The following is a 6,157-nucleotide window of genomic DNA, read 5'->3' on the forward strand; positions in this document are numbered from 1 at the left end:
AAAGTGCTCATTCCATCCATTTTTTTACCATCGCTTTAAACAGCTCACCGATCCCGATCATGCCATTGGGACTCAGCGGCACAATCGTTTGTGGCAGAGCATTCAGTCCGTCTGGAATCGCGTCCAGCGCCGTTGCACCTCGCTGCTGCAGAGCGACTGCATACGGGTCGCTTGAGTCGCTGGATTGGAAGACACCGTTGACCACGAGATGTTGATTCTTCACTCCGAGCTCCGCCAGCTCGGCGCTCGTTCGGTCGGCTTCACGCAGGGCACTTGGTTCGGCTCGAGCCACCAACACCAATGTCGTCGACGCGGAATCCCCCAGTGCCTTCACCGACTCTTGATACAGTTTCTGTTGAGCCTGCAACCCAGCGAGCGGACCAAGGCAACTGGTTCCCGTCGTGTTCTGTTCCATGAAACCATCCCACGCCGAAGGCAACGTGAGCAAACGCAACGTGTGCCCCGTTGGCGCGGTGTCGAAAACGACGTGGTCAAACTCCGCGGTGGCGGCTGGATCACCGAGCAAACGCGAGAACTCATCAAAGGCCGCGATCTCAAGTGTACAAGACCCGGAAAACTGTTCTTCCATGCTCTTCAAAGCCGCCTCTGGCAACAGCCCGCGATACGGTCCAACCATCCGCTCGCGATACTCCGCCGCTGACTTTTCAGGGTCCAGGTTCATCGCAAACAACGTTGGAATCTCCGGCACCACGGTCGGATGATTTCCAAGCGTGACACCCAACACCTCGTCCAGATTGGAGGCGGGGTCCGTGGAAACAAGCAAGACCTTCTTGCCAGCATCCGCCAGCTTCACCGCAGTCGCACATGCCACCGACGTTTTTCCGACTCCACCTTTACCAGTGAAGAAAAGATTGCGGGTGGGATGATCTAAGAATTTCATGGTTCAGTTCCTTTGGGTGAACACTTCGCTCTCACTAACAACAGCCGCTTGATCCACAACAATCGTCACCTGATTTCGCAACCGGCAACAATGGATTGGGCGCCGCACCTTCGATCCATCCCGCGAAATCTTCCCGAGTGGGATAGGCGGCTTGGCTGGCGACTTCTCCGTCGACAAGAACCACCGGCAAGCAATCCGTTCCAGCTGTGCTCAACAATTGATGGATCACCTTGTTCTCAATGAAAGCTTGCGGTTGCTGCGCCAGGTTGAAGCGTTCGACTTGGTGGCCTTGCTCCTTGATCCAATCCAAATCCGCTGCGAACTTGGGCAGCACAGGATCGACATCTGGACCACACACGCCCGTCGAGCAGCACATGGGTTTGTCATAAACTTGAACGTTCTTCATGGTTTTCTCCTTCGAAAAAAGTGGAGTGATCAAAACGGAACGAGGCTGGAACGACTGGGCACAAGTCCGCCCAGTTCAGTGTGCCTCTTCGCACGCCATCGCTCATCGCCGAAACACGATCATTCTGGACAAAATTTTTCCCTCTCGGTCCACCGGCCCGCCTGTGCCAAACCGACTTGGGCACTGACCAGCATTTGACCTTCGACACATTGCTCATCGGCGATACACGATAAAGCAATGCAGTTTTTCTGTCAATTCTGTTGTGGACGAACCATGCAAACCGGGCACCAAAACCATCTGGACGGCCGAAGACAGGCCCCAAAAGCTCACGGAACTGCAACGGACAGCGATCGAAAACGCCATCCCAGTCGGCATGCGCCGAGCATCCTGCGGCCTCACTTCGGCTCGAATTTGGGCCGACCGTGCGAGTTTATGTAAGCGGCCACATCAAACGCTTCTTGGTCGGACAAATCAGTGTCGTCCAGCGGCATCGCAACTTTCAACCAGGACGCCAACTTGGGGACGCCCGCCAATCCTGCCCCATCGTTGAACGACTCGTCGCCCCAAACCGGTGGCCCTTCCTCCGTCCCCAATCCATCGTCCGAATGACAATCGGCACAGCGATCCATGTAGATCGATTCACCTCGTTCAATGCTGGGCGGGTCAGGAGAACGGCTCAGCAGAGTCATATGGTTTGGACCAAGCGGTTTCTCCGGGTTCATCTTCAATGACGTGCCCTGGGACAACCATGTGATGTAAGACGCGATCGCAACGGGGATTTTAGATCCGTTTGTTGGCCGCGTGCCGTTTTGGCTGCGGATGAAACAATTCAAAATCCGATCCTCCAGCGTGATCACACTTTGTTCGCGCGGTGAGTACGCCGGGTAAGCGGCAGCGACTCCAATGAACGAACCCGCCTTCTCATGCCGACCTCCATCCAGGTGACACGAGGTGCACTTGAGCGAGTTGCCAATGAACGGCTTCGTCAGCGGGTGTTCGTTTGTCTCATTCACCAACACCTCGCCCAAACGAACGACTTCGCCAAGTTCCCCTGGCGGATAGTCAAGCTCAACATTGCCGGAGTTGTTGGCAACCAACGGCGCCGCAGTCGGCTCGGACGCCAACAACAAACGGCCCTCCACCGGACGAACCACCCAAGCCAATAACATCAAAGATGAAACGCCGGTCAGTGTCATGACACCGCGTGACAAACGAGGACTCGCGAATTGGCTCATGGATGGATGCCTTTGAGGTTGCTATCGATTCACAGGAAGTTCAGAAGGATGGTCTGGCAAAAAAACTGAGCACCCACTGCGATCAGAACGAGTCGAACTTGCTTGGAAAATCATTTCTCGCAGCACTCACCGCTACTCGGATCGTCGCACGCCAGCCACCCTGAGTAGATGGCCTTGATCCGGATTGAACCGCCAGTCTTTCAGGCAGCCGGTTTCAAATGGATGCACAAGCGACTTGCGAATTTCACGACAATGACTACTTGGCTGGTTTTGCAAAACGCAACAAGTAGTTTTCTTCAAACGCATCGACTTTGACTTCATCGGTGAACTCAAACCCAGCTTCCATGACTTCGCTTTGGAAGACTTCTTTTCCGGCCCGCACATGTCCCAACAAAAATTCGCGAGACACGCCTGGGATTCGTTCAAAGTCAATCAGAATCAATCGTCCACCTGGTTTCAGCGCTCGGTAGATCGACGCGAGTGATTGCTGTGGGCTTTCAAAGTGATGGTAGGTGTCGCAGATGAACACCAAGTCAACCGACTCGGGTGGAAGTCGGATCGACACATCGGTTCCCAACACCGTGGTGATGTTCTCAATTCCGTCCGCAGTCGCCCTGGCAGCGATGTGTTGTAAAAAATTGGGCGAGATATCGACGCTATAAACCCAACCATCCCAACCAGTCATTTTCGCGAATAAGCGGCTGTAAAATCCAGTGCCGGCCCCCACGTCCGCGATGCGTTCGCCCGGCTTGATCGCACACGCTTTCAACACTTCCTTGCGAGCCCCATAAACCTCGCGACTTTCCACTTCGAACCGATCCAGCCACTCGTCCACGTTCAAATCTGGGTCCTTGAACTTGTCATTGATGCCAGCCGGAACACTTGAGGAAGTTGCAGAGGAATCAGACTGGGACGTATCGGGTTTGATCCCCTTGTCCTGCGCCGTCGCCAGGCTCGCCGAGGCAACCGAGAGAGCCAAAACAATGACAGAGAGCAATCGTTTCATGATGAAATTCCAGAGAGAGTGAAAGAGGTGCGTGACGTGGGTTGATGGAGAAAAAGGATTCTGATTCGAGAGGCTTTGAATGATAAGAACGCAAAAGGACGCAGGACAAATTGCCCCAAGCACCGGTTCGCAAAGGATCGGACCATCACTCGACCTTCGGCTGGTAAAGCAACCAATAGGCGGCAGGAATCACAATCAGCGTGAAGCCCGTTGACGTGAGGATGCCAAAAATGATGGCCCAGGCGAGCCCCGAAAAAACGGGATCAAGCGTGATCACCCAGTTGGCCAACAGCGTCGTGCCTGCGGTCAACAAAATGGGCCGCGTACGAACTGCAACGCTGCGGACGATCGATTCACGCAGGTCATGCCCTTCAGCTTCCGCCAAGTGGATGAAGTCAATCAACACCACCGAGTTGCGAACCACGATGCCAGCCAACGCGATCATCCCGATCATCGCTGTGGCAGTGAAGAACACGGGATTGGGATGCCCGCCGATGGGTTGATCCATGATCGAATTCAACAACCAAAAACCAGGCAGAATCCCAATCATCGAAAGCGGAATCGCGGTCATGATCAACACGGGCAACAAACGCGACCCCGTCTGAAACATCAAAATCACAAAGATGCCCAACAACGCGGCGGCAAAGGCAAGCCCAAGGTCACGAAAGACGTCCAAGGTGATGTCCCATTCACCTTCCCCCGACCACACCACGCTGTAGCCACTGGGGACCGACCAAGGCACACCACCGCCGATCGAGAGCCAGGAACGTTGGTCCAGCGGAATGGGCGTGACAGTGGGCGTGTCCGCGTTCTCCGGATCGCTTGTTCCTCCCAGATCTGCTGTTTGTGCCACCCGATCAAACTCAATGTCCATGATTGCATCCGCGGGTGGTCGACCAGCCACTTCGGCGTAGACATACACGACCCGCTGCAGGTTTTTGTGATAGATCGTTTTGTCTTCCACCGTTTCTCGAAAGTGACCCAGCGAACCCAACTGGACGATTTCGCCACCGCTTCCTCGCACATAGATTTCTTCCAAGTCATCGAGGGCTGATCGACGTTCCCGAGGAAGTCGTAGCTCCACCCACAACGGTTCAACTTCGTGAGGCAAATGCAACACCGTGGCCTTGCTTCCGCTCAGCACTGCTTCGACCGTATCAGCGATCGTTTGAGTGGAGATCCCTGACAGCGCCGCCTTGGGTTTGTCAGCCTCAAACACGAACCGCACTTGATCATCCTCCGCACTGACGTCCAAGTCGACCAAACCGGGCTCCAACTCGAGGCGTGATTTGACTTGTCGTGCGAGAGCGATTTGCCGCGAATACTTGCCTTCGGGTGGCCCATAAACCTCTGCCACGATTGACGACAACACCGGCGGCCCCGGTGGCACCTCGACCAACTTCACATTCGCGTTCATCGAATCCGCCAAACGAGCGATGTCGTTTCGAATTCGTAGAATCAATTCATGGGACTGCTGAACCCGGTGGTCTTTGTCGACCAAGTTGACGCGAATGTCGGCGACATGATTGCCTTGCCGAAGAAAATAGTGTCGTACCAAACCGTTGAAATCGATCGGTGAACTGAGTCCCACGAATACTTCATAGTCGCGCACCTCTGACACCCCGCCGAGGTAGCTTCCCAACCGGCGAGCCACCGCGTCGGTGCGTTCCAACGTGGTGCCTTCTGGCATGTCGATGACAAGCTGAAATTCATTTTTGTTGTCATACGGCAGCATCTTCACGGGAACCTTGCGGAACACCGGCAACATCATTGCCGCGACCAGCATGACACCGATGGCCAGCAAGACGCCGGTCGCCATCCAACGACCTTTCAAGATCGGTGACAGAACCCATCGCGAAAGACGGTAGAGCGGTGTGGTGGTGACGTCGTATTCATTCGCATGATGCGAGTCATCCAGTTGTCTCAATGAGACCATGGCCAACCAGGGCGTGATCACAAACGCCACCAACGTGGAGATCGTCACCGTCAGAGGCACGTTCAACGCCATCGGCCCCATGTAGGGCCCCATCATTCCTGTGATGAACGCCAGCGGCAGAAAACTCGCAATGATCGCCAACGTGGAAAGCAGCAAAGCGGGACGAACCTCTTGCACCGCGCGCAAAACCGATTCACGCGGCGGCAAGACCTTCATCGCAAAGTACCTGGCGATGTTCTCGACATCTGTGATCGGGTCGTCGACCAACAACCCGAGTGCCAAGATCAACGCGAACATCGTGACTCGGTTGATTGAATAGCCGACCATCAGGTTGATAAACAGAGTCAAGCTGTAGCACACCGGGATCGCCAACGCGATCACCAGCGCCGGACGCCAGCCCATGGTCAGCCCAATCAACCCAATCACGGTCAGCACCGCCACCACGAGTCCTTCAACCAGTTCATTGACCTTGTCGTTTGCTGTTTCACCATAATCACGGGTGATGCGATACTTCACACCGTCGGGAAGATGAGAATCGGCAAGGGATTCCATCTTGGCGTGCACGGCATCGGCGACACGCACCGCGTTGCTGCCTTTGCGTTTGGCAACGGAAAGATTGACCGCTGGAAAAACCGAGGCGTCCGCTCCCGCATGCTCTTCATCCGCCGGTCCA

5 protein-coding genes are annotated in these 6,157 nt (G+C 55.1%); all 5 read right to left on the reverse strand.

Going from position 1 to position 6,157, the window contains the following annotated elements; genetic code table 11:
• Positions 1-7: 7 nt before the first annotated feature.
• Positions 8-901, reverse strand: a complete 894-nt coding sequence (locus ACF8AM_RS11670; protein ID WP_392555800.1) for a TRC40/GET3/ArsA family transport-energizing ATPase — start codon at positions 899-901, stop codon at positions 8-10.
• A gap of 34 nt (positions 902-935) precedes the next feature.
• Positions 936-1,307, reverse strand: a complete 372-nt coding sequence (gene arsD / locus ACF8AM_RS11675) for an arsenite efflux transporter metallochaperone ArsD (RefSeq protein WP_392555801.1) — start codon at positions 1,305-1,307, stop codon at positions 936-938.
• A gap of 395 nt (positions 1,308-1,702) precedes the next feature.
• Complete coding sequence (locus ACF8AM_RS11680; RefSeq protein ID WP_392555802.1) at positions 1,703-2,542, reverse strand: c-type cytochrome; 840 nt, start codon at positions 2,540-2,542, stop codon at positions 1,703-1,705.
• A 256-nt stretch (positions 2,543-2,798) separates the two neighbouring features.
• Positions 2,799-3,548, reverse strand: coding sequence for a class I SAM-dependent methyltransferase (locus ACF8AM_RS11685; protein WP_392555803.1), 750 nt, complete (start codon positions 3,546-3,548; stop codon positions 2,799-2,801).
• Positions 3,549-3,693: 145 nt separating this feature from the next.
• The coding region (locus tag ACF8AM_RS11690) for an efflux RND transporter permease subunit (RefSeq protein ID WP_392555804.1) at positions 3,694-6,157 on the reverse strand (2,464 nt) is incomplete at its 5' end.

The sequence above is a fragment of the Rhodopirellula sp. JB055 genome (genome assembly GCF_043100905.1).
Lineage (GTDB): Bacteria > Planctomycetota > Planctomycetia > Pirellulales > Pirellulaceae > Rhodopirellula.